Source organism: Streptomyces sp. LaBMicrA B280 (assembly GCF_049222185.1).
GTDB classification, from domain to species: domain Bacteria; phylum Actinomycetota; class Actinomycetes; order Streptomycetales; family Streptomycetaceae; genus Streptomyces; species Streptomyces murinus.
Genome location: NZ_JBMJCT010000003.1, coordinates 180,800 through 204,665, shown reverse-complemented (window position 1 = coordinate 204,665; position 23,866 = coordinate 180,800). Strand labels below are relative to the sequence as shown.

Genomic DNA, 23,866 nt, shown 5'->3' with positions numbered 1-23,866 from the left:
GCTCCTGGGGGCTATACGGCGACGGGGGCGTCGTCGGTGGGGGCGGGGGCGCGGCCGGTGACGGCCAGGAAGGTGTCCTGGAGGGTGGCGTCCAGGGAGCCGCCGTACCGCAGCTTGAGCGCGCCGGGCGTGCCCTCGGCGGCGACCGCCCCGCCGTCCACGATCACCAGGCGGTCGGCGAGGGCGTCGGCCTCGTCCAGGTAGTGGGTGGTCAGGAAGACGGTCGTACCGTGCTCGTCGCGCAGCCGCCGGACCAGGTCCCACAGGTCGGCGCGGCTGCCGGGGTCGAGGCCGGTCGTGGGCTCGTCCAGGAACAGCACCTCGGGGCGGTGGGTCAGGGCCATCGCGATGTCCAGGCGGCGCCGCTGACCGCCGGACAGGGCCCCCGTCTTGCGGTCGAGGAGGCCGGTGAGGTCGAGGTCGCGGGCGAGTTCCTCGGCGCGGGCGGCGGCGTCGCTCTTGGCCAGCCGGTAGAACCGCGCCTGGGTGACCAGTTCCTCCCGGACGCTGATCCCCGGGTCGACGCCGCCGGACTGGGCCACGTACCCGGAGACCCGGCGCACTCCGGCCGGGTCGGTGACCAGGTCGTGCCCGGCGACGGTGGCGGTGCCGCCGGTCGGCTTCAGGAGGGTGGTGAGCATGCGGAGGGTGGTCGTCTTGCCGGCGCCGTTGGGGCCGAGGAATCCGAGGATCTCGCCCTTGTGGACGGTGAGGTCGACACCGCGTACGGCGTCGACGGGACCGGCTTTCGTCCGGAAGGTGCGGGCGAGGTTCGCCGCGCTGATGACTGCTGCCATGCCCCACAGAAAAACAGAGTCCCTGAAAAATTGCAATGACTCCAAGTTTTCAGGAAGTGCAGCGAAGCTAGGATGCGGGCATGGCTGAGGGGCTCAGGGAGCGGAAGAAGCGGCAGACCCGGCAGTACATCTCCGATGTCGCCACGGGGCTGTTCATCGAGCGCGGCTTCGACGCGGTGACGGTCGCGGAGATCGCCGACGCGGCGAACGTCTCCGTGAACACCGTCTACAACTACTTCCCGGCCAAGGAGGACCTGTTCCTCGACCGCTCCGCGGGCATGGTCGACCGGCTCGCCCGCTGGGTCCGGGGCCGCGCCGAGGGCGAGTCCGCGGCGGAGGCGGTGCTGCGCGAGCTGCGGGACGAGGTCCGGGCGGTGTCCCCCCGGGTCGGCCTGCTCGCGGGCTACGCCGACTTCATGCGTGTGATCCAGGAGGCGCCGGGCCTGCGCTCCCGGCTCTGGGCCCTCGCCCAGGAGGTGGAGGCCAACCTGGAGCAGGTGCTGCGCGAGGAGACCGGGGCGGCCGAGGACGACGAGCTGCCGAGCCTGATGGCCGGTCAGATCAGCTGGATCCACGGCACCGTCATCAGGGTCATCGGGCGCGAGATGCTCAAGCGCCGCGCGCCGGGCGAGGTCTCCCGGGAGGTGCTGGCGCTGCTGGACGACATCGAGGAACTGCTGAGCGAGCGGGTGCTCGGGTACGCGGTGCGCGGCTAGGGCCAACAGGGCTGTACCGGGGGCCTTTTCGCGCGGCCCGGGTGTAGCGCCGCGAACACGCACCGTGTCGGCCGCCGTTCGAGCGCCGTTCGGATCGCGGCGGAACTCGTCCCGATGTGACGTCCGTCAAATGAGACGTGACGCGCGTTACTTACTGGTCACACGGCCGCTTCGGAGCGCTATCGTCCGCCGAAGGCACACATGTCCATAGCGGGTAACAGCGGGAAGAGGGAGTCGGACGTGGCAGGGAAGCTCGCCGTCATCGGGGCCGGTCTCATGGGGTCCGGTATCGCTCAGGTCGCCGCGCAGGCGGGCTGGGAGGTCGTCCTTCGCGATGTCACCGACGAGGCGCTGGCGCGCGGCACCGACGGCATCAAGGCGTCGTACGACAAGTTCGTGGGCAAGGGCAAGCTGGACGCGGCCGACGCCGAGGCCGCGCTGGGCCGCATCACCCCGACCACCGACCTGGACGCCGCCGCGGACGCGGACATCGTCGTGGAGGCCGTGTTCGAGAAGCTGGAGGTCAAGCACGAGATCTTCCGCGCGCTCGACAAGATCGTGCGCCCGGACGCCGTGCTTGCCTCCAACACCTCCGCCATCCCGATCACCAAGATCGCGGCGGCCACCGAGCACCCCGAGCGGGTCGTCGGCGTCCACTTCTTCTCGCCGGTGCCGATGATGCAGCTGGTCGAGCTGGTGCGCGGCTACAAGACGAGCGACGAAGCGCTCGCCACCGCGCGGGAGTTCGCCGAGTCCGTCGGCAAGACCTGCATCGTCGTCAACCGCGATGTCGCCGGGTTCGTCACCACCCGCCTGATCTCCGCGCTCGTCGTGGAGGCCGTCAAGCTCTACGAGTCGGGCGTGGCGACCGCCGAGGACATCGACCTCGCCTGCAAGCTGGGCTTCGGGCACGCCATGGGCCCGCTCGCCACCACCGACCTGACCGGCGTGGACATCCTGCTGCACGCCGCCGGGAACATCTACACCGAGTCCCAGGACGAGAAGTTCGCCCCGCCGGAGCTGATGCGCCGGATGGTGGACGCCGGTGACATCGGCCGCAAGAGCGGGCAGGGCTTCTACACGTACTGATCGGCGTACTGACGCGTCCCGTCACCGAGTTCACTCCCGGAGCATCACCCTCAGGGGTGAATTCGGTATCGGTTCGCTTACAAGCAGCAACCGCACCGCCACGCATTCAGTCAGACGGTGCACACCATTGATACGGAGTTGGCCACAACCGCACTCGACGGGGAGCGCATATGTACATCAGGGGCGACCACGCCGAGCTGGTCGTCGGGGGGCGCCTCGACGTCCGCAGCGCGGCGGACGCCCGTACGGCCCTGCACTCGGCCGTCGACGACGGCGCCGGCGACCTGGTGCTCGACCTGTCCGAACTGGACTCCTGGGACGCCACCGGGCTCGGTGTGATCATGGGGGCCCACCGGCGGGCCGGCCGCTGCGGGCGCCGCCTGGTGCTGCGCGGTGTACCGCCGCAGATGCAGCGCCTGTTGGTGGCCACCCGGCTGCACCGCATCCTCGCGATCGAGGGCGGTATCGGGGTGGAGTCGCTGCCCCGGGTGTGAGCCGGTGCCCAAGGGGCGCAAGCACACCGGACGGTCAATCCGCGCCGGACCGTGACGTCTCGGACCGCGGGGCACCCCGCCCTGTCGTGGATACTGAGCGAAGGTTTAGTGTTCGGTCGCCCGCCCGACTCGCAACCCTCGACCGAGCGGGCCCGGACCGGAGCGACAGTGCGACGTGCGGCAGGCCGGGCGGGGCCGTAACACGAGCACACGACGCTTATGGGGGGCTTGAACCCATGGACCCGATCAGCCCTGGGCCTGAGGAGTACGGACACACGGGCGCCCGACGCCCGCCCCGGGACCCCCTCACCGCCGACTTCGGCCCGAGCACGCCCGCGCCCGCCCGCACGGCGCACCTCGTCACCGGCGATCTGCTGCTGACCGTCAACCCGGTGGACGGCAGCGAGATCGAGCCCTGCCCGCCGGCCCGCCGCCCGGGCGGCCCCCGCAAGCGCGGCGCCGCCGAGCGGGCCGAGGCCGAACGCGCGGGCCGGCCCCCGGTGCCGCCGGGACCCGCCCAGCACCCGCTGCCCCTGCTGGAGCGTCAGGAAGTACGGGAGCGGCTGGTACGACTGCTCGCGCGCGGCCGTACCGTACGGCTCACCGGACCCGGCGGGACCGGCCGCACCGCCCTGCTCGACCTGGTCGCCGACGACTGCGAGGACCTCGCGCCCGACGGCGTGGTGCGCCTGTGCGGCATCCACCGCACCGCCGATGACCTGCTCCACGACCTCTTCCACACCGTCTACGACGCCCCCGGGCACCGTCCCGAACGCCTCGAACTGCGGGCGCCGCTCGCGGAGATCGGCGCGGTCGTCGTGGTGGACGACATCGAGTTCGGCGGCGCCGAGCTGGACGAGCTGCTGGAGGCGACGCCCGAGTGCGCCTTCCTGGTCTCCGCCACCCCGGAGGTGCCCGCGCCGAGCGCCGACGCCGATGTCGAGGAGGTCTTCCTCGGCGGGCTCGACCGGGCCGGCGGGGTGGACATCCTGGAGCGCACGGCCGGGCGGGTGCTCACCGAGGAGGAGGCCAACTGGGCGGGCGACCTGTGGTTCGAGTCCGAGGGGCTGCCGCTGCGGTTCGTCCAGGCGGGCGCGTTGCTGCGGCAGCGGGACCAACTCCGGGCCGAGTCCGGGGCGGTGGACGTGTACGGCGTCTTCGAGGACGTACGGCCCGTGGTCACCCCGGTGCAGGAGTTCACCGACGAGAGCGCTCCGCTGCCCTCGCTCGGTGAGGCCGCCGCGCCCGCGCCGCTGCTCGCCTCCCGGCTCAGCGCCTCCGCCCGCGCCACCCTGCGCTTCGCGGTCGCCCTCGGCGGCGAGGTCCCGCACCAGGCGCATCTGCCCGCGATGGTCGGCGACACCCATGCCGACGCGGCGCTCGGCGAACTGGCGAGCTGCGGACTGGTCTCCCCCGCGGGCTCCCGGTACCGGCTCGCGGCGGGGGTGCGCACCCAGCTGGAGGCCGCGGGGTACGGCGACGACGCGCCGGAGCGGGCCCGTACCGCCGCCCAGCACTACGCCTGGTGGGCCGGGCATCCCTCGGTCACCCCGGAGCGGGTGGGCGCGGAGGCCGACGCGGTGCTCGCGGCGCTGGCGGCCGTGGTGCCGCCGGTCGACGGCAGCGACGACGCGGGGGCGGTCCGGCTCTCTTCCGATCTACCGCCGCGCCCGCGTTCGCCGCCGCGCGGCGCTGGAGCGCCTGGGAGCGGGCGCTGCGCAGCGGTGCGCAGGCCGCGCTGCACTCCGGCGAGGTGCCCGAACAAGCCTATTTCCACCATGAGTTGGGAATCCTCGCGCTGTGCGGGGGGCGGCTGGACCGGGCCCGCGCTGAGCTGGAGGCGTCGATCGGGCTGCGCGGCGCGCTCGCCGACAAGCGGGGCGCGGTCGCGGGGCGCAGGGCGCTGGCGCTGGTCGCGGACCGGGCGGGGGAGCTGCCCGGCCTTCCGGTGCCGGTGGTCGCGGGGGAGCCCGTGACGGAGCCGGTGCCCGCGCTGCCGTCCATGCCCTCGCTGCCCTCGGCGCCCTCCGTGCCGGACACCCTGGTCACTCCGCGGATCGTGGCCGCGGCCCCGGCGAAGGGGCTCGGCATACGGCGTCTCGCGCGCCGCAATCTGGTGGCGGCAGGCTCCGGCGCGCTGCTCGCGGCGGTGCTGGGCACCGTGGTGACGCTCGGCATGACGTCCCATGACAGCGACGACAAGAACCCGGCGGGACGGGCCGACCTCAACCCCTCCACGAGCCAGGACGCGGACGACCCGGCCACCGACCCGGCCCCCGCGCAGGCACCGGGCACGGCGTCGCGGCCGGCCACGGGCCACCGCTCGACCCCGGCTCCGGCGGGCACGTACGCCGAGACGAACGCTCCGGTGCCGCCGTCGACGAGCCCCACGGCGGACCCGACGGGCCCGACCGGCTCGGGCACGGGTACCGGGCCCGGTGGGGGAAGCGGCGGCGCGAGCACGTCCCCGGCGCCGACGAGGACCAGGCCGACATCCCCGCCTCCGACCAAGCCGACCCCGCCGACCACGCCCCCGACCGCGCCGACCGGTTCGACCACCCCGCCGACCCCGACGGGCTCGCCATCGGACTCGGCGAGCGACATGACGCCGTTCACCAAGTCGGCGTCCGAGGCGGCCTCCCCGGCGGACCCGGCGGACCCGGACCCGGCGGACGCGGACGCGGTGGAGCAGGGGCAGATGTGAGAAACGGCGGTGCCGAACCGGCCGAGGGCCGGATCGGCACCGCCGTTCAGCGCCTCAGAACAGCCGGAGTTTGTCGTCCTCGATGCCGCGCAGGGCGTCGTAGTCCATGAGGTGGCAGTCGATGCCCCGGTCGGTCGCGAGGACGCGGGCCTGGGGCTTGATCTCCTGGGCGGCGAAGATGCCGCGGACCGGCGCGAGGTGCGGGTCGCGGTTGAGGAGGTCGAGGTAGCGGGTCAGCTGCTCCACGCCGTCGATCTCACCGCGGCGCTTGATCTCGATCGCGACCGTCCGGCCCTCGCCGTCCCGGCACAGGATGTCCACCGGGCCGATGGCGGTCATGTACTCGCGCCGGATGAGCGTGTAGCCGTCGCCGAGCGTCTCGATGCGGTCGGCGAGCAGCTCCTGGAGGTGCGCTTCCACGCCGTCCTTGATCAGACCCGGGTCCACACCCAGTTCGTGCGAGGAGTCGTGGAAGATCTCCTCCATCGTGATGATCAGTTTCTCGCCCGCCTTGTTGACGACGGTCCACACACCTTCGTCCTCGCCCGCGCCCTCCTTCAGCGTGCAGGGCGGCGACATCCAGTTGAGGGGCTTGTAGGCCCGGTCATCGGCGTGGATGGAGACGCTGCCGTCCGCCTTGACCAGGATCAGGCGGGGCGCCGAGGGCAGGTGGGCGGTGAGCCGGCCGGCGTAGTCGACCGAGCACCGGGCAATGACGAGACGCATGGTCGGCAACGCTACTCGACACCCCCCGCCGTACGCGATTCGCCCGAGCCGCTCCCTGTGGATCGTCCCACTTGTCACTGCTTTGTCCCTGGAAACTCTTGTTCATCCTTGGCCGATTGTGGGTGCAACCCGACCGTTCCATATACGCATTCTGGTGGTGTGGTCACCGACGGTTGCCTACCGTAGAGAACGGGAGGCAACGGTCCATGTACTCAGCGTGTTTTTCGGCGCCGAACTCCCTTTATCCGTCCGGCAACCCCTGTTCACCGGGGGTGCGAGAGGAGAACCCATGTCGCTCGACGTCTCACCGGCCCTACTCGACGCGGCCGAGCGAGGCGAGGTCGACGAAGCGGAATTCGTCGACTGCGTCCGGACCTCGCTGCCCTACGCATGGGAGATGATCAGCTCCCTGGTGGCCCAGCTGAAGGTGGACGGCGGCCCCTTCGCCGACAACCAGACGCCCCCGCCCAACGAGCAGGCCCGCGGCCAGCTGCTGCGCGCCCTCGCGAGTGACGCCATCCGCGGCGCGCTGCAACGGCACTTCGGCGTGCGGCTGGCCTTCCAGAACTGCCACCGGGTCGCGGTGTTCCCGCTGGACGCCTCGGTGGACGAGACGCTGACCCGCTTCACCTCGGTGCGGGCCCAACTGCTCAACCAGTCACCGGAGTTTCGGGACTGCTGACCCGCGGCCCCGGCATGTCCGGGGCGGTGCGTCGCCTGCTTGCCGCTCCACCCGTGGGAGGTGCAATCGGTGCTGGGGCGGCAAGCCCCCCAGGTGGCTTGCCAGGTGAACCTACGCTGTACCCGGTCCGTACCTACGCTGTGCCTCTTCGTCCGGTTTCTTCAGCGCAGCTGCGGAAGCACCTCGGCGCCCAGGCGCCGCAGGGTGTCCTCCGTCGCCGCGAGATCGCCCGAGCCCTCGACCAGCAGGGCGAAGCGGGAGATGCCCGTGCGCTCAGCGGTGGCCGCGAGCCGGTCGCCGGCGAGCCGCGGGGTGCCCACCGGGTGCAGCCCGCAGAGCAGTTCGGTGTAGGCGACCGGATCGCGCATCGCGCGCTTGCGCCCGTCGACCGTCACATGCGCGTCGAGTCCCTGTTTCAGCCAACCCGGCATCGCCTTGAGCAGGGTCTCCGCCGCGTCCTGGCGGCGGTCGGCGAGCTGGCAGACCCCCGCCGCGACATGCGCCGCGCCCGCGATCTCCTCGGGCGGCCGCCCCGCCGCGCGGGCGCTGCGCCGCCACAGGGCGACCATCTCGGCCTTCTCCTCGTCGCCCGCGTGCATCCCGAGCAGCATCGGCAGCCCGCGCTCCGCGGCCAGCCGTACGCTCTTCGGCGAGGTGCACGCGACGACGACCTCCGGACCCGGGGTGTCCGTCAGGGCCTGCGAGGGACGCGGTACGACGGGCACCTCGCGGAACGCGAAGCGCTCACCGCGGGCGCCCACCGCGGGCTCGCGCAGCCAGCGCAGCAGCAGATCGAGTGACTCGGGGAACCCGTTTTCGTACGCGTCGAGGCCGCTGCCGAACACCTCCAGGTCAACCCAGGGACCGCCGCGGCCCACCCCGAGGGTGAACCGTCCGCCGCTCGTCAGATGCAGCAGCGCGGCCTGCTCGCCCAGGGCGACCGGGTGCACGGTGGGCAGTACGCTGACGGCGGTGCCCACCCGGATCCGGCGGGTGCGGCCGAGCAGCAGCGCGGCCAGGGTGACGGCGGACGGACAGGTGCCGTACGGCACGAAGTGGTGCTCGGCCAGCCACACCGAGTCGAGCCCGGCCTCCTCGGCGACCTCCGCCGAGCGGACCGCCCGGTGCAGCGCCTCCCCCTGGCCCTGGCCCGGGAACTGGGCGCCCAGCACAAAGCTTCCTACGTACATCGCTTTTCCCGCTTCCTCGGCTCCGACCCGAGCTCCCCCACCGGCATAACCGTCTGACACGTGCCAAGGACACGGCTTGGCAGGGTAATTTGCGGATTGTCTTCAGAATCGGCCGTTCCGGAGGGGGACTTGCGCCGGTTGGCGGCCTACGCGTACCCCGCCGGGCGGCGCGTACGCTGGACGCAGCCCTTGCTTGCCGCCGAGCCCCGAGAGGTGTCCCGTGTCCCCCCGCCGCAACCGACCGAAGGCCGCCGACCCGTCCGGCCGCAGCGCCGAGGACGACCGCACCGGACGGTACGGCGGCTTCCAGTCCGCGGAGGATTGGCAGGGCGAGGAGTGGAGCGTGCGCCATGTCGCGGGCGCGAGCGCCGAGGGCAAGACCTATCGCTGTCCCGGCTGCGACCAGATGATCCCCTCCGCGGTGCCGCATGTGGTGGCCTGGCCGGAGCACTCGGGCGTGGACGAGCGCCGCCACTGGCACAAGTCCTGCTGGAACGCGCGAGACCGCCGCACCACACGGGTGCAGCGGTCTCGTAACGCGCCGAAGTTCTGAGGGACCGGCCGGTCACACGTCCCGGCTGCGCAGCAGCGCGTACGCGCCCGCGCCGGCCGCCGCGGTCAGCCCCAGCATGATCCACAGCGGCTCCCAGCCCCGGGGTCCGGAACCGCTGAGCGTGCTGTCGTAGAAGACGCTGAGCTGGCTCGGGAAGCTGTACTCGAACAGGAAGTCGCGCACCGAGTGCAGCGAGTCCGTGGCCATGAACAGGGCCAGCACCAGCGGGGCGAGCACCAGGCCGATCATGATGGTGATGCCGCCCGCGGAGTGCCGGATCATCGAGCCGACGAGCAGCGCGAGCAGGCCGAGCAGCGCGATGTAGAGGCTCACGCCGACGGTGGCCTTGAACCAGTCCCCGCCGGAGGGCGACTTCGCGCCGGAGCCGGACAGCATGGACGACTGCACCATCGCCACGAAGGTGACCGACACCAGGGACACCACGAAGGCGACCGCGAAGAACACGATCGCCTTGGCGGCCAGCACCCGGCCGCGGCTCGGGCATGCCGTCATCGTCGTACGGATCATGCCGGTGCCGTACTCCGAGGCCGTGGTCAGCACGCCGAGCGTGATGACGCACATGTTGCCGAGGAGCAGGCCGAAGAAGCCGAAGGAGAGCGGGTTGGTGCCGTTCAGTGAGGACTCACCGGCGTGCGCCGACACCAGCGCGCCGACCAGCAGGCCGATGCCCACGACCAGGAACACGAAGACGCTGAGCGTCCAGATCGTCGAGCGGACCGACCTGATCTTCGTCCACTCCGAGGCCACCGCGTGCCCGAGGTGGGTGCGCACGACCGGGATCGGCGAGGTGTAGCCGGGGTACGACCCGCCGGGCGCCGCCTGCCAGTCGGGCGCGCCGGGGGCCTGCGGCATCGGGGGCTGGTGGGTGCTCATCGGGCGTCCTCGGGCTGGTTCGTGTCGGCGGCGGGGGAGGAGGCGGGGGAGGCGGCGGGAGAGGAGGCGTCAGGCGTGGCGGCGGGAGCGGCGGCCGGGGCGGCCAAGTAGCCGACGAGCGGGGCGACATGCTCGGGGGCGAGCGGGTCGAGGCCCTCCTCGGGTGCCTTCAGGCCCGCGATTGCCGGGGCCGCCCGCCGGCATCGCGAAGGGCTGCCCGCCCTGCTGGGGCGGCGGCGGGGCGTACCAGCCGGGCTGGCCCTGGCCCGGCACCGGCATGGGCGGCTCGGCGCCGGGCGGCAGCGGCTGCTGGAGGCCCGCCTTCTGGTCGGTGGTGGAGCGGTAGTCCACCGCGCCCTGCGTCATCCGCATGTACGCCTCCTCGAGCGAGGCCTGGTGCGGCGACAGCTCCCACAGCCGTACGCCCGCCTCGTGCGCGAGGTCGCTGATCCGGGGCAGCGGCAGCCCCATCACGCGCAGCGCGCCGTCCTGCTCCGGCAGCACATGGCCGCCCGCCCCGGTGAGCGCGGCGCCGAGCTTCTCGCGCAGCTGCGGCTCGGTGTCGGGGGTGCGCACCCGCGCGAAGTCGGCGGAGTTGGCGGAGATGAAGTCCGTCACGCTCATGTCGGCGAGCAGCTGGCCGCGCCCGATCACGATGAGGTGGTCGGCGGTCAGCGCCATCTCGCTCATCAGATGGGAGGACACGAAGACCGTCCGGCCCTCCGCGGCCAGTGCCTTCATCAGGTTGCGCACCCAGAGGATGCCCTCGGGGTCGAGGCCGTTGACCGGCTCGTCGAAGAGCAGCACCTGGGGGTCGCCGAGCAGCGCGGCGGCGATGCCGAGGCGCTGGCCCATGCCGAGCGAGAAGCCCTTGGAGCGCTTCCTGGCGACGTCCTGGAGGCCGACCACGCCGAGCACCTCGTCCACGCGGCGGGCCGGGATGCCGGACAGCTGGGCGAGGCTCAGCAGATGGTTGCGGGCGGAGCGGCCGCCGTGCACGGCCTTGGCGTCGAGCAGCGCGCCGACCTGGCGGGGGGCGTTGGGCAGCCTGCGGTACGGGTGACCGCCGATGGTCACCCGGCCGGACGTGGGGTTGTCCAGGCCGAGGATCATCCGCATCGTGGTGGACTTGCCCGAGCCGTTGGGCCCGAGGAAGCCGGTCACGGATCCCGGTCGCACCTGGAAGGAAAGGTTGTACACGGCCGTCTTGTCGCCGTACCGCTTCGTCAGGCCTACAGCCTCGATCATGCTCCGCACCCATCGGAAGGTTCAGGACAGCGGGGAACCGCCCCCGTAAGGGTTAGGAGGATAGCTGGGCGCTGACGGTTCCGCCCAAAGAAAAGTAAAGCTGAAGTAATACGCTGCGTGAACGGGGCCTCTACTGCGCGTCCCGGTGCCTGAGCAGCGCGTATCCTCCCGCGAGCGCGGCGATCACCCACAGCGCCATGATGCCGAGCCCGCCCCAGGGTCCGTACGGGGCGTCGCCGGGGCGCGGCACCGCCTGCATGATCCGGCTGCCGGCCTGGTCGGGCAGGTACTGGCCGACCTTCTTGGTGGTGTCGACGGCGGCCAGGATGGTGGAGATCAGGAAGAAGAACGGCATCAGGATGCCGAGCGACAGCAGCGGTGAGCGCAGCATGGTGGCGACGCCCATGGAGAACACCGCGATCAGGGTCAGATACAGCCCGCCGCCCACCACCGCGCGCAGCACCCCGGGATCGCCGAGCCCGGCGCGGTAGGGACCGAGCATGGCCTGCCCGAGGAAGAACGTGGCGAAGCTCGTGACCATCCCGACGAGCAGGGCGAGCGCGCCCGCCACCGCGATCTTGCCGAACAGGAAGGTGCCGCGGCGCGGTACGGCGGCCAGCGAGACCCGGATCATGCCGGTGCTGTACTCGTTGGTGACCACCAGCACGCCGAACACGATCATGGCGAGCTGGCCGAGGGTCATCCCGGCGAAGCTGATGAAGGTCGGGTCGAAGGTCAGCCGCTCCTGGATCGGCGTCGAGTCGTACTCGTTCCGGGTCAGCGCGGAGATGAGCATGCCGATGCCGATGGTGATCACGACGGCGACCGAGAGGGTCCAGCCGGTGGACGACACCGACCGGATCTTCGTCCACTCGGACCGGAGGGTCTGCGCGACCCGGGCGCTCGTCATGCCGTACCCCCTTGCCGGCCGGCGCCCCAGTTCCCCGGGGCGGCCTCCGACTGCGCGTGGTACTCCACCGAACCCGCCGTCAGCCGCATGAACGCCTCCTCCAGGGAAGCCTGCCGGGGGCTCAGCTCGTGCAGCACGATCCCGTGCCCCGCGGCCAGCTCCCCGATCCGCTCGGCCTTGTCGCCCTCCGCCTCCAGCGCCCCGTCCGCGGCCTCCGTCACGGTGACCCCGGCCTCGTGCAGCGCGTCCAGCAGCCGTTCGCGCTGGGGGGAGCGGACGCGGACGTAGCTGCGCGCGTGCCGCCGGATGAAGTCCGCCATGGAGGTGTCCGCGAGCAGCCGGCCCTGCCCGATCACGATGAGGTGATCGGCGGTCTGCGCCATCTCGCTCATCAGATGGGAGGACACGAAGACCGTCCGCCCCTGCGCGGCCAGTGATGTCATCAGATTGCGGATCCAGTGGATGCCCTCGGGGTCGAGCCCGTTCACCGGCTCGTCGAACATCAGGATCCGGGGGTCCCCGAGCAGCGCGGCCGCGATCCCCAGCCGCTGCGACATGCCGTACGAGAACCCCTTGGCCTTCTGCCGCGCGACGGCCATCAGCCCGACCGTCTCCAGCACCTCGCCCACCCGGGCGCGCGGGATGCCGTTGCTCTGCGCGAGGCACAGCAGATGGTTGTAGGCGCTGCGCCCGCCGTGCATCGCCTTGGCGTCCAGCAGTGCGCCGATCCGGGTGAGGGGGTCCGTCAGCCGCTCGTACCGGCTGCCGTCGATCCGCACATCACCGGCGGTGGGATGGTCGAGCCCGAGGATCATCCGCATGGTCGTGGACTTCCCGGCGCCATTGGGCCCGAGGAACCCGGTCACGATGCCCGGCCGCACGGTACATGTCAGACCATCGACGGCCGCCTTCTCGCCGTACCGCTTGGTCAGCCCGTCCAGCTCGATCATGCCGCCACGCTAGAACGGGACAAAGCCCCCTGCCACTTGAAGACAGGGGGCTCATTCGCGTCCCTTCGGGGGCGCGGGGCTCCCCCGCGACCCGTATGCGTCCGGACGGTGCTTACCGGGACTGCTGCGCCGGAACCCCACGAGAGACAGGCTCGTCCTCACCCGTCGTGCCGGCGGCGGCAACCGCCGCGCCGGTCAGCGTGGCCAGCATCTCGCGCACGTTCGTCAGCTGGGCGTTGATGCTGTCGCGGCGGTTGGTGAGGGCCGCCAGCTCGCGCTCGGACTCGGAACGGATGCGGTCCGCCTTGGCGTTGGCGTCGGCCACGATGTCCTCGGCCTGGCGCTGGGCAGTCTCCACCGTCTGGCGGGCGCGGCGCTCCGCGTCGGTGCGCAGCTTCTCCGCCTCCAGGCGCAGCTGCTCGGCGCGGTGCTCGATCTCCGCCAGCCGCTTCTCCGCCTTCTGCTGACGCGAGGCCAGGTCACGCTCGGACTGCTCGCGGCGCTTGGCCAGGTTCGTCTCGAAGTCGGCGGCGGCCTGCGCGGCCTTGGCGCGGGTCTCCTCGAAGAGGGCGTCCGCCTCCTCGCGCTTGGACTGCGCGTCCTTCTGCGCGTCGGCACGCAGCTGAGAGGCCTCGCCCTTGGCCTTCTCGACGATCCGGGAGCCCTCGTCCTCCGCCTTCGCCTTGCGCTCGGTGGCGTAGGACTCGGCGTCGTTACGCACCTGCTGGGCGGCCGACTCGGCCAGCTCGCGGTGCTGTTCGGCCGCGCGACGGGCCTCCTCACGCAGCTCCTTGGCCTCTTCCTCGGCCAGGCGCAGGATCTTCTCGACCCGAGCGCCGAGACCGGCGTACGACGGCTCGGCGTCGCTGACCTGGGTCTGGGCGTTCTGCGTCTCGAGGTGCAGCTCCTCGATGCGCTTTTCCAGGGCGGTGATACGGGCGTTGGCCTGGTCACGTTGGGAGACGAGGTTGGAGATACGTTCGTCCACCTGAGCGCGGTCGTACCCACGCCGCACAAGCTCGAAGCCGTAGGGGGAAGTGTCGCTCATGGGGTTCCTGTCAAATGAGACCGGTGAGGTGATAGGGGGAATCCTAGGCGCCGAAGCGGTGTGTCATCGAGCGGATACGTGTTTGATCTGGAGAATGACACCTCTTTTGAGTGGCTGACCGTCAGAGGGCTTGCCAACGAGCAGGGCAAAGCCCTCAGTCGACACCGAAACACCCCTCGGATGCTAGCTGTCTGACGACTTCCCACCCGAACGGGGTGCGCCGACCGTCGCGCTCGCCTTGACCGAACCGTCCTTGCCCGCACCCGGCGTCTCGAAGGACTCCAGCGCGTCCAGCACATCCTGGACGCGGGAGATCTCGGCGTTGATGTCCGAGCGCCTGCGCACCAGGACCTCCAGCTCGCGCTTGCCCTCCTCGACCGAGCGCCGCGCCTCCTGGATCGCCTCCGCCTTGAGCTCCTCGGCCTCCTTGACCAGCCGCGCCTTCTTCAGCTCGGCCTCCTTCAGCAGGCCCTCCGCCTTCTTGACGGCCGCGATGCGCACCTTGCCCGCCTCGGAGTCGGCGTCCGAGAGCATCTCCTTCGCCTTCGCCTGGGCCTTCTCCAGCTGCTCCTCGGCGGCCTTGATGAGCGCGTCGCAGCGGTCGCCGGCGGACTTCATCGTCTCGGCGGCCTCGCGGCGGGCCCGGGTGTGCAGCTCCTCGATCTCGGCGGTGACCCGCTCGCGCAGCTCCTCCGCCCGCTCCCGGATCGCGGTCGCGTCCCGGCGCGCGCCCACCAGCAGCTCGTCCGCGTCCGTCCGGGCCTTCTCCACCAGGGAGTTGCCCTCGATGGTCGACTCGGAGACGATCCGCTCGGCCTCGCTGCGGGCCGCGCCCACCATGGTGTCGGCCTGCGCCTCGGCGTCCGCCGTGGTCTTCAGCGCCTGCTGCTGGGCCTCGGTGAGCAGCTTGTCGGCCTCGGCGGTGGTCTCGCCGATGAGCTTGTCGACCTGCTCGGCCGCCTCCGAACGCCGCTTGTTGGCGTCCTGGCGGGCCTCGTCCAGCGTCCGCTCGGCCTCCTCGCGCGCCGTACCGAGGAGCCGCTCGGCCTCCGTCTCCGCGTCCGCCTTGACCCGCTCGGCCTCGGCCCGCGTCCGCTCGGCGTGCGCCTGCGCGGAACCCACCGTCTCGGCGGCCTCGGCCCGCAGCCGCTCCGCCTCCGTGGTGGCCTCGCCGACCAGCTGGTCCGCCGCGGCCCGCGCCTCGGCCCGCACCCGCTCGGCCTCGGTCACGGATTCCGCGCGCACTCGTTCGGCCTCGGTCACGGACGCCGTACGGACCCGCTCGGCCTCCGCCACGGACTCCGTGCGCACGCGCTCGGCCTCGGCGGCGGTCTCCGTCTGGAGCCGCTCGGCCTCCGCGACCGTCTCCGTCTGGAGGAGCTCGGCCTCCTTGCGGGCCTCCGTGATGAGCGTGTCGGCCTGCGTCGCCGCGTCCGAACGGATGCGGTTGGCGTCCTCCCGGGCGTCCGCCCGGGTCCGCGCCGCCGCCTGGTCGGCCTCCGCCAGCGCGTCGGACGCCTCGGTACGCACCCGCTGCGCGTACTCGCCCGCGTCCGAACGCAGCCGCTCGGCCTCCGCCGTCGCCTCCGCGAGAGTGCGCTCGGCCACCTCCCGGGCCGCCTCGGACTCCTCCTGCGCCGCCTGCCGCAGCCGCCCGGCGTCCTCGCTCGCCCGCTCCCGCTCGGCGTGCGCGTCGGCCCGCAGCCGCTCGGCCTCCTCCTCGGCCTCCCGCTTCGTACGCTCCGCCGCGTGCTCGGCGGCCGAGCGCAGCCCGGTGATCTCCTCCTGCGCCTGCTCGTGCAGCCCGGCGACGGAGTCCCGCACCTGCTGCGCGTGCTGCTCGGCGGCGGACACCATCTCACCGGCCCGCCGCTCGGCCTCCTCGACCAGCCGGACCGCCTCGGCCTGCGCGTCCTCGACCCGCTTGCGCGCCGAGGCCAGCAGCTCCTCGCTCTGCTCGCGGGCCCGCCGGCGCTCCTCGTCGGCCTCCTCGCGGGCCGCGCCCAGCAGCTCCTCGGCCTCGCGGCGGCGCCGGGTCGGCGCTCTCCTGCGCCTCCGTCTTCAGCCGCTCCGCCTCGGCCGCGGCCTCGCCCCGCAGCCGTACGGCGACGGCCTCGCCCTCGGCGCGGGACGCGGACGCGTCGGCCGCCGCCTCGTCGCGCAGCCGCTCCGCCTCGGTCTCGGCCTGCTCCTGGAGCGCCCGGATCCGCTCGGCGGCCTCGGTGCGCAGCCGCTCGGCCTCCTCGGCGGCCTCCTTGCGGATCCGCGTGGCCTCCTCACGGGCCTCGGTGAGCGCCTGCTCGGCCGAGGTGAGCCGCTCCTGCGCCTCGGTCCCCAGCCGGGTCAGCTCCTCGGCGGCCTCCGCGCGCCGCGTCTCGACCGCCCGGTCGGTCTCCTCGCGCAGCTCCAGGGCCGCCTGCTCGGCGTCCGCCTTGACGGACTCGGCCTGCTCGTCGGCCTCGGCGCGCAGCCGCTCGGCCTCCGCGCGGGCGCGCTCCAGGGTCTCCTCGGCCTGCCGGCGCAGCGCCGTGGCGCGCTCGACGGCCTCGGTGCGGACCTTCTCGCTGTCGGCGGTCGCCTTCTGCCGCAGCTCGTCGGCGTCCGCCTTGGCCTTGGCCAGCAGCTCCTCGGCGGACTTGGCCGCCTCCTCGATCTTGGTGACCGACTCCCGGCGCGCCTCCGCGCGGATCGACTCGCCCTCGGCCACCGCGTCGGAGCGCAGCTGCTCGGCCTCGCCGCGCAGCCGACGGGCCTCCTCCTGGAGCTCGACCGTCTTGGCGCGGTACTCCTCGGTGTCGTCCTTCGCCGTGCCCTTGAGCTCCTCGGCGATGTCATGCGCCTCGGCCCGCAGCCGGTCCGCCTCGGCCTCGGCCTCCTTGCGGATCCGCTCGGCCTTCTCGGCGGCCGCCCTGGTGGTCTTCTGGGCGTCCTCGGACGCCTTGTTGAGGACCTCCTCGGCGGTCCTGGCCGCCTTGGACAGCTGGGTCGCGGTCTCCTCGGCGGTGGCCGCACGGGCCTTCTCGGCGGCCTCGGCGAGGATCTTCTCGGCCTCGGCGCGCGCGTCCGCCACCAGCTGCTCGGCGTCCGAACGGGTGGCCTCGGCCTCCTTCGTCGCCTCCCCGACCAGCCGGGCGACCTGCTCCTTGGCGGTGCGGGTGCGCGTCTCGTTGGCGGCCTCGGCGCTCGCCAGCTTCTTGGCGGCGGCCTCCTCGGCCTCGGTGACCAGCTTCTCGGCCTCGGACTGCGCCTTGCGCAGCGCCTCCTCCGCCTCGGCCATCTGCTTCTCGGCGGCCCGGCTCAGCTCGCCCGCCTGCCGACGGGCGGTGTCCGACTCGGTCGCCGTGGTGGTGCGCAGCCGCTCGGCGTGCTCGGTGGCCTCCTGCGCCTGCGTGGACGCCGCGTTCAGCAGCCGCTCGGCGTCGGTACGGGCCCGGCGCAGGATCTGCTCGGCCTCGGAACGGGCCTCCTCGGCCTCGCCGCGCAGCCGGTCCCGGGCCTCCCGGGTCAGCCGCTCGGCCTCCGCGCGGGCCGCGGCCATCGCCTGCTCGGCCTCCGCGCGCGACTCGTCGAGGAGCCGGCGGGCCTGCTGCTCGGTACGGGCGCGCAGCTGCTCGGCCCACGCCACGTTCTCGTTGACGTGCGACTCGACGGTCGCCCTGCGCTCGGCCAGCTCCTGGTCGAGCTGCTGGCGCCGGGTCACCGCCTCCTGGTGCAGCTCGGCCTGCAGCCGCGCGGCCTGCTCGGCGTGCTCCTGGAGGATCCGCTGGGTCTGCGCGCGGACCTGGCTCAGCTCACGCTCGGCGTCCTGCCGCAGCTGCTCCGCCTGCATCTGGGCGTTGCGGAGCAACTGTTCGGCCTGGTAGCCGATGTCGCCGCCGTCGAAGGCGGGACGGGTCATCAGGGTGCGGCGCGCCTCGTGCAGCTTGGCGCGCAGCACCTCGACCTGGTAGCCGAGGTCCTCGGCGTGCTGGATCGCCTTTTCCCGCTCGGTCCTCAGCCGCTTCATATCGGCCTCGAACCGAGAGAGGTGGTCGACGTCGTCAGCCGCCGGCTCTCGCTCCTGGCTCTCGTAGCCCCGCACTGCGCGGTCCCATCCGTCCCCTGGTCAGCTTCTCCAACGAGCCACGTCCAACCGCCGAACGGGGCCCCCGGGGAAATGGTGTCAGATCCACGGCGGAGCACGGCCTGCTGCCCCGACGCACGTCCCCCGAAACCCGGACCCCGGCATGCGGCCGCCCCGGTTCGCGGGACGACCGCCCCCAACCCTACCGGCCCTTATGTACGGCGGTCAGTGCTCGGGAGACTCAACAGGCGCCGAAGTCACCAGTTCTGTGAGGACACCATGGCAGTCCTTGGGGTGCAGGAAGGTGATCCTGGAGCCCATGGAACCGCGTCGCGGCTCGTCGTAGAGCACTCGGACGCCCTTGCTCCGGATGTCCTCGGAGTCGGCGTCGACGTCCGCCGTGCCGAAGGCGATGTGATGCACGCCCTCGCCGTTCTTGGCCAGCCACTTGCCGACCGCGGAGTCCTCGCGGGTCGGCTCCAGGAGCTGGAGGTAGGAGGCGCCGCCGTCCGAGGTCTCGTTGATCTTGAGCATGGCCTCGCGCACGCCCTGTTCCTCGTTGACCTCGGTGTGGAAGACCTCGAAGCCGTAGGTGGCCCGGTAGAACTCGACGGTGGCGTCGAGGTCGTGGCAGGCGATCCCGATGTGGTCGATTCGCGTCAGCATGGTTTCAGTGCAGCGCCACGAAGGTGGTTACGCAACGTGCGCGCGATCACACCGGCAGGGCGATGACGGCACTGAGTGACTCTCAGTACATTCGATGTAAACCCTCGTTCACTCCTCGGCTCTGCGTAGCTGGAAGGGGATCGCACCTCATGTCTTCTGGAACGAACAGCTCGGTGATCGTCGCGGGCGCCCGTACGCCCATGGGGCGGCTGCTGGGCTCCCTGAAGTCCTTCTCCGCGGCCGACCTGGGCGGCTTCGCGATCAAGGCGGCCCTGGACCGGGCGGGCATCGGCGGCGACCAGGTGCAGTACGTGATCATGGGCCAGGTGCTCCAGGCCGGCGCCGGTCAGATCCCGGCCCGCCAGGCGGCCGTCAAGGGCGGCATCCCGATGAGCGTCCCGGCCCTCACCGTCAACAAGGTGTGCCTGTCCGGGCTCGACGCGATCGCCCTGGCCGACCAGCTGATCCGCGCCGGCGAGTTCGACATCGTCGTGGCGGGCGGCATGGAGTCCATGACCAACGCCCCCCACCTGCTGCCCAAGTCCCGCGAGGGCTACAAGTACGGCTCGATCGAGATGATCGACTCGATGGCGCACGACGGTCTGACCGACTCGTTCGAGGCCATCGCCATGGGCGAGTCCACCGAGCACCACAACACCCGGCTCGGCATCGGCCGCCTCGCGCAGGACGAGATCGGCGCGCTGTCCCACCAGCGGGCCGCCGCCGCGCAGAAGAACGGCGTGTTCGAGGCGGAGATCACCCCCGTGGAGATCCCGCAGCGCAAGGGCGACCCGATCCTGTTCAGCAAGGACGAGGGCATCCGCGCCGACACCACGGTGGAGACCCTGGGCAAGCTGCGCGCGTCCTTCACCAAGGACGGCACCATCACCGCCGGCACCTCCTCGCAGATCTCCGACGGCGCCGCCGCCGTGGTCGTGATGAGCAAGGCCAAGGCGGAGGAGCTGGGCCTCGAGTGGCTCGCCGAGATCGGCGCGCACGGCAATGTGGCGGGCCCGGACAACTCGCTGCACTCCCAGCCGTCCAACGCGATCCTGAACGCCCTCAAGAAGGAGGGCAAGGAGGTCGCCGACCTCGACCTGATCGAGATCAACGAGGCGTTCGCCGCCGTCACCGTGCAGTCAATGAAGGACCTCGGTGTGTCCACGGAAAAGGTGAACGTCAACGGCGGCGCGATCGCGCTCGGCCACCCGATCGGCATGTCCGGCGCCCGCCTCGTGCTCCACTTGGCGCTGGAGCTCAAGCGCCGGGGCGGCGGCATCGGCGCGGCCGGGCTGTGCGGTGGCGGCGGCCAGGGTGACGCGCTGATCGTGCGGGTACCGAAGGCCTGAGCCCTTCCGCCCGGTCGGTGGAGCAGGTCGGTGAAGCAGGTCGGTGGAGCAGGTCGGTGAAGCGAACGGAGCTGTGCGATGCAGGACGTCTCCTCTCTGGTGGACCGGGCCAGGGAAGGCAGCCCGCGGGCCGTGGCCCGGCTGATCTCCCTGGTGGAGGGGGCGTCCCCGCAGCTGCGGGAGGTCATGGCGGCGCTGGCCCCGCTGACCGGCAACGCCTATGTGGTGGGCCTGACCGGCTCGCCCGGCGTCGGCAAGTCGACCTCCACCTCCGCGCTCGTCACGGCGTACCGCAAGCAGGGCAAGCGGGTCGGCGTCCTCGCCGTCGACCCGTCCTCGCCCTTCTCCGGCGGCGCCCTGCTGGGTGATCGGGTGCGCATGTCGGATCACGCCTCCGATCCCGGCGTCTACATCCGCTCGATGGCGACCCGGGGCCACCTCGGCGGCCTCGCCTGGTCCGCCCCGCAGGCGATCCGCGTCCTGGACGCGGCGGGCTGCGACGTGGTCCTGGTCGAGACGGTGGGCGTCGGCCAGTCCGAGGTGGAGATCGCCGCCCAGGCGGACACCAGCGTGGTGCTGCTGGCCCCGGGCATGGGCGACGGCATCCAGGCCGCCAAGGCGGGCATCCTGGAGATCGGCGACGTCTACGTCGTCAACAAGGCGGACCGGGACGGCGCCGACGCCACCGCCCGCGAGCTGAACCACATGCTGGGCCTCGGCGAGGCCCGCCGCCCCGGTGACTGGCGGCCGCCGATCGTGAAGACGGTCGCCTCCCGCGCCGAGGGCGTGGACGAGGTGGTCGAGGCGCTGGAGAAGCACCGCGGCTGGATGGAGGAGCACGGGGTCCTCACCGAACGCCGGCGGGCCCGCGCGGCCCGCGAGGTGGAGACCATCGCGGTCACCGCCCTGCGTGAGCGCATCGGGGACCTGCACGGCGACCGGCGCCTCGACGCCCTCGCGGAGCGGATCGTCGCGGGCGAACTCGACCCGTACCGCGCCGCCGACGAGCTGGTGGCGGGGATCACGCGGGGCTGAGCCTGGTCAACTCCGGGCGCCCGCGGCTAACTTGTCCTCCGTGTTCCTCCTCTTGGCATAGGGCCCGCCCCGCACGCGACGCCGTGACCCCTCCGGTGCTCGCGTGCCTCGGCATGCCCTTCTCCCGCCTCCGTCAGAGGAACTTCCCGCATGTCCACGCATGCTCCCGCGCGGCCTTCGTACGCCGCCGTGCTGCGCCTTCCGGGCGCCCGCCGCGCCTTCACCGCGGCCCTGACCGCCCGTCTCTCCTACGGCACCGTGTCCCTCGCGGTGATGCTGTCCGTCACCCGCGCCACCGGCTCCTACGCCGTCTCCGGGGCGGTGATGTCCCTGTTCGGCGCCGCTTCGGTGTTCCTGATGCCGGTGCGCGGCGCCCTGATCGACCGGCACGGGCCGCGCCGGGCCCTCGCGCCCATGGCGCTGCTGTACGGCGCCCTGCTGACCCTGCTCGCCGCCCTGACCTGGCGTCCCGGCGCGCCGGTGGCCCCGCTCGCCGCGGTCGCGGCGTTCGCCGGCGCGTGCACGCCCCCGCTGGGGCCGACGATGCGCGCGCTGTGGGCCGAACTCGCCCCCGACCGGCATCTGTTGCAGCGCGCCTACAGCCTCGACGGCGTCGCCGAGGAACTGCTCTTCGTCTCCGGGCCCGTCCTGGTCGGCGTCCTGACCGGGTTCGCCCCGCCGGCCGCCGGGATCCTGCTCAGCGCGCTGCTGATCGTGGCCGGTACCGGGGTGTTCGTCGGGTCACCGGTGCTGCCGGGTCCCCGGCCCGCCGCCCGGGACGCGCGGCTCGGGGGAGCCTCCGGTCTGCTCGCCCCCGCCGCCGTCGCCCTCTGCGTCGGGCTGACCCTCAGCGGGGTGGACCTGCTGACCATGGCCTACGCCTGCGCGCACGCGTACGACACCGATCTCGTGCCGTGGGTCCTCGGGGCGCTGTCAGCGGGCAGCGCGCTGGGCGGCCTCGCGAACGGGGCGGTGCGGTGGACGGCCCCCGCCCGCGTCCGGCTGCCGCGCTTCTCGGTGGCGCTCGGCCTGGTCGTCGCGGTGGCGGGCCTCGCGCCCGACCTCTGGGTGCTCACCGCCGCGCTGGCCCTCGCCGGGGTCTTCGTGGCGCCGACCCTGACGACGGCGTACCTCGCGGCCGACGAGTCCGTGAGAGCCGAGTCCCGTACCCAGGCCGGGGCGTGGGTCAACATGGGCGTGAACGCGGGCAGTTCGGCCGGGGCGCTGGCCACGGGGCTGCTGATCGGCCGGGTGCCGCTGGGGGTCTGCTTCCTGGTGGCCGGCAGCACGGCCCTGGCGTCCGCCGTCCTGGCCGGGGCCGGTGGCCTCGCGCGGCCACGTCGTGACTGATCGCGCGGTCCCCGCGCCCCCTTCCGGGGCCGCGGGGAACCGCGCGGCCGGTCTGTGGCCGGTCTAGGGGCGCCCCCGCTGTCCCCGCAGGTGTTCCGCGATCGGCTTCAGTGCCTTGTCCAGCTCCACCAGGGCCTCCGGTGAGAGCAGGTCGATGAAGTGCCGCCGCACCGAGGACACATGGTGCGGCGCCACCTTCTTCATCGTCTCCATGCCGTGCTCCGTGAGCACCGCGTACAGACCCCGCCGATCCGATTCACAGTTCTCGCGGCGCACGAGGTCCGCGTTCTCCATCCGCGTGATCTGGTGCGAGAGCCGGCTCTTGGACTGCAGCGTGGCGGAGGCGAGGTCGCTCATCCGCATCCGCACGTCCTCCGACTCGGACAGGTTCACGAGGATCTCGTAATCGTTCATCGTCAGGCCGAACGGCTGCAGATCCTTCTCCAGCTGGTACGTCAACAGCCTGTTGACCTCCAGGTGGGTGCGCCAGGCGCACTGCTCCGCATCGGTCAGCCAGCGCGTGGCCGTTTCGGTCTCCATGAATGAAGTCTACCTAAGAAGTTGAATGACGAACTACTTCGGGTGGTGTGACTGTGCGCACGCGTTCGACGTCACACTCCGCAGACTACCGCTCACAGCCCGAAGCGACGCTGGAGGTCCCCCAGCTGTCCGGGAAGGCGCGGTGCGCCGGGCGGTTGCGGACCGTGTCCGGGCCGCCCCGGCGCGCCACCGCCCGGAGTCCCCGGATCGGACGGTACGACCCCCGTGTCGACCTCCGCCATCAGCGCCTCCGAGGACTGGAGCAACACCGTCCCGGCGCCCACGAACTCGAACTGGTGCTCCTCCCCGGAAACCCCGCCGAGGCCCGTCATCGCACGGAGTCCGCCCAGTACACCGGTCAGGTACCCATGGTCGTAGTGATGGCAGGGGGAGGGGCAGTCGGCCCAGCCGACGAGTGCCTGGGGATCCACCCGCAGGGGAGGCTCCATGAACACCACCGGCCCGTTGGACGCGGCCACGAATCTTCCGGTTCCGATGAGGGTCAGAAAACCCGGCACGATCGATTGTTTGAGCGCAAGACTTGGCTGAAAAGCGAGCAGATTGCCCGCGCGAATGGTCAAGTTCCCGTCGTCCAGGTCGTACGAGTTGACGTCGAAGGCCCGGTCGGCGAGCAGCATCTTGCCCGAGCCGCTCGCCACGACCCAGTCGCTCGCGTGCAGTGGCGAATGGAACGAGGTGCGCACCAGATGGTCGAGCCGGCCGTGGCCGATGCCGTTGAACTCGATCGCCCCGTAGTAGGCGATCATCTTCCCCTTCTGGAGGAACCACTGCCCGTCCTTGAGCTCGACGCAGAACATGTAGCTGTTCACGTTGTCGTCGACGGGCAGGGTCATCGGGTCGT

General features: G+C 72.2%; 18 protein-coding genes and 3 pseudogenes. 9 read left to right on the top strand and 12 right to left on the bottom strand.

Going from position 1 to position 23,866, the window contains the following annotated elements; all coding sequences use genetic code 11:
• Nucleotides 1-11: 11 nt before the first annotated feature.
• Nucleotides 12-797 (bottom strand): ABC transporter ATP-binding protein, encoded by a 786-nt coding sequence (locus ACLF5H_RS03305; RefSeq protein WP_421674569.1) that lies wholly within the window; start codon nt 795-797, stop codon nt 12-14.
• 80 nt (nt 798-877) lie between these two features.
• Here ACLF5H_RS03305 and ACLF5H_RS03300 point away from each other — a divergent pair, with 80 nt between their 5' ends.
• The 4 genes and pseudogenes from ACLF5H_RS03300 (at nt 878) to ACLF5H_RS03285 (ending at nt 5,800) form a co-directional block, all read left to right on the top strand.
• Nucleotides 878-1,513: a TetR/AcrR family transcriptional regulator gene (locus ACLF5H_RS03300; protein ID WP_421674568.1), complete on the top strand. Its 636-nt coding sequence runs from the start codon at nt 878-880 to the stop codon at nt 1,511-1,513.
• A 240-nt stretch (nt 1,514-1,753) separates the two neighbouring features.
• Nucleotides 1,754-2,602 (top strand): 3-hydroxyacyl-CoA dehydrogenase family protein, encoded by an 849-nt coding sequence (locus ACLF5H_RS03295; protein ID WP_421674567.1) that lies wholly within the window; start codon nt 1,754-1,756, stop codon nt 2,600-2,602.
• 170 nt (nt 2,603-2,772) lie between these two features.
• Nucleotides 2,773-3,096: an STAS domain-containing protein gene (locus ACLF5H_RS03290; RefSeq protein ID WP_037656479.1), complete on the top strand. Its 324-nt coding sequence runs from the start codon at nt 2,773-2,775 to the stop codon at nt 3,094-3,096.
• A gap of 236 nt (nt 3,097-3,332) precedes the next feature.
• Nucleotides 3,333-5,800: pseudogene (locus ACLF5H_RS03285) on the top strand (ATP-binding protein).
• Nucleotides 5,801-5,854: 54 nt separating this feature from the next.
• Here ACLF5H_RS03285 and nucS read toward each other — a convergent pair.
• On the bottom strand, nt 5,855-6,526 hold the full coding sequence (gene nucS / locus ACLF5H_RS03280) for an endonuclease NucS (protein ID WP_421674566.1): 672 nt from the start codon (nt 6,524-6,526) through the stop codon (nt 5,855-5,857).
• Between the two features lie 289 nt (nt 6,527-6,815).
• Here nucS and ACLF5H_RS03275 point away from each other — a divergent pair, with 289 nt between their 5' ends.
• Nucleotides 6,816-7,208, top strand: coding sequence for an SCO5389 family protein (locus tag ACLF5H_RS03275; RefSeq protein ID WP_037656476.1), 393 nt, complete (start codon nt 6,816-6,818; stop codon nt 7,206-7,208).
• A gap of 161 nt (nt 7,209-7,369) precedes the next feature.
• Here ACLF5H_RS03275 and ACLF5H_RS03270 read toward each other — a convergent pair whose 3' ends face one another.
• A complete protein-coding gene (locus ACLF5H_RS03270) occupies nt 7,370-8,398 on the bottom strand; it encodes an LLM class flavin-dependent oxidoreductase (protein WP_421674565.1) in 1,029 nt (342 codons plus the stop codon).
• 220 nt (nt 8,399-8,618) lie between these two features.
• On the opposite strand from ACLF5H_RS03270, the gene ACLF5H_RS03265 reads away from it, so the two are divergent.
• Nucleotides 8,619-8,951: an ATP/GTP-binding protein gene (locus ACLF5H_RS03265; RefSeq protein ID WP_421674564.1), complete on the top strand. Its 333-nt coding sequence runs from the start codon at nt 8,619-8,621 to the stop codon at nt 8,949-8,951.
• A 12-nt stretch (nt 8,952-8,963) separates the two neighbouring features.
• On the opposite strand, the gene ACLF5H_RS03260 is transcribed toward ACLF5H_RS03265, so the two are convergent.
• From ACLF5H_RS03260 to mce, 7 genes and pseudogenes are all read right to left on the bottom strand, one after another.
• Nucleotides 8,964-9,845 carry an ABC transporter permease gene (locus tag ACLF5H_RS03260; protein ID WP_421674563.1) on the bottom strand — a complete coding sequence of 294 codons (882 nt, stop codon included), beginning with the start codon at nt 9,843-9,845 and terminating at the stop codon, nt 8,964-8,966.
• A 747-nt stretch (nt 9,846-10,592) separates the two neighbouring features.
• Nucleotides 10,593-11,093 (bottom strand): annotated as a pseudogene (locus ACLF5H_RS03255) (ABC transporter ATP-binding protein); the annotation flags it as partial.
• Nucleotides 11,094-11,223: 130 nt separating this feature from the next.
• Nucleotides 11,224-12,003, bottom strand: a complete 780-nt coding sequence (locus tag ACLF5H_RS03250; RefSeq protein WP_421674562.1) for an ABC transporter permease — start codon at nt 12,001-12,003, stop codon at nt 11,224-11,226.
• On the bottom strand, nt 12,000-12,953 hold the full coding sequence (locus tag ACLF5H_RS03245) for an ATP-binding cassette domain-containing protein (RefSeq protein WP_421674561.1): 954 nt from the start codon (nt 12,951-12,953) through the stop codon (nt 12,000-12,002). The genes ACLF5H_RS03250 and ACLF5H_RS03245 overlap by 4 nt, the downstream gene beginning before the upstream one ends.
• Before the next feature lie 112 nt (nt 12,954-13,065).
• The gene (locus ACLF5H_RS03240; RefSeq protein ID WP_421674560.1) at nt 13,066-14,001 is read right to left on the bottom strand and encodes a cellulose-binding protein; all 936 of its coding nucleotides are present in this window, start codon (nt 13,999-14,001) and stop codon (nt 13,066-13,068) included.
• 183 nt (nt 14,002-14,184) lie between these two features.
• Nucleotides 14,185-18,082 (bottom strand): annotated as a pseudogene (gene scy / locus ACLF5H_RS03235) (polarized growth protein Scy).
• 207 nt (nt 18,083-18,289) lie between these two features.
• The gene (gene mce / locus ACLF5H_RS03230) at nt 18,290-18,730 is read right to left on the bottom strand and encodes a methylmalonyl-CoA epimerase (RefSeq protein ID WP_111584629.1); all 441 of its coding nucleotides are present in this window, start codon (nt 18,728-18,730) and stop codon (nt 18,290-18,292) included.
• A gap of 149 nt (nt 18,731-18,879) precedes the next feature.
• Between mce and ACLF5H_RS03225 the strand changes: the two genes are divergently transcribed.
• The 3 genes from ACLF5H_RS03225 to ACLF5H_RS03215 all read left to right on the top strand — a co-directional run bounded on the left by ACLF5H_RS03225 (nt 18,880) and on the right by ACLF5H_RS03215 (nt 22,464).
• Nucleotides 18,880-20,079, top strand: coding sequence for an acetyl-CoA C-acetyltransferase (locus ACLF5H_RS03225; RefSeq protein ID WP_421674559.1), 1,200 nt, complete (start codon nt 18,880-18,882; stop codon nt 20,077-20,079).
• A 78-nt stretch (nt 20,080-20,157) separates the two neighbouring features.
• Entirely contained in the window at nt 20,158-21,114 is a 957-nt protein-coding gene (gene meaB / locus ACLF5H_RS03220; protein WP_421674558.1) for a methylmalonyl Co-A mutase-associated GTPase MeaB, read from the top strand.
• A gap of 150 nt (nt 21,115-21,264) precedes the next feature.
• Complete coding sequence (locus tag ACLF5H_RS03215) at nt 21,265-22,464, top strand: MFS transporter (RefSeq protein ID WP_421674557.1); 1,200 nt, start codon at nt 21,265-21,267, stop codon at nt 22,462-22,464.
• Nucleotides 22,465-22,527: 63 nt separating this feature from the next.
• Here the strand turns inward: ACLF5H_RS03215 and ACLF5H_RS03210 are convergent, their stop codons facing one another.
• Nucleotides 22,528-23,004 carry a MarR family winged helix-turn-helix transcriptional regulator gene (locus tag ACLF5H_RS03210; protein WP_046424311.1) on the bottom strand — a complete coding sequence of 159 codons (477 nt, stop codon included), beginning with the start codon at nt 23,002-23,004 and terminating at the stop codon, nt 22,528-22,530.
• A 92-nt stretch (nt 23,005-23,096) separates the two neighbouring features.
• Complete coding sequence (locus ACLF5H_RS03205) at nt 23,097-23,858, bottom strand: AIM24 family protein (RefSeq protein ID WP_421674607.1); 762 nt, start codon at nt 23,856-23,858, stop codon at nt 23,097-23,099.
• Between the last annotated feature and the right edge of the window lie 8 nt (nt 23,859-23,866).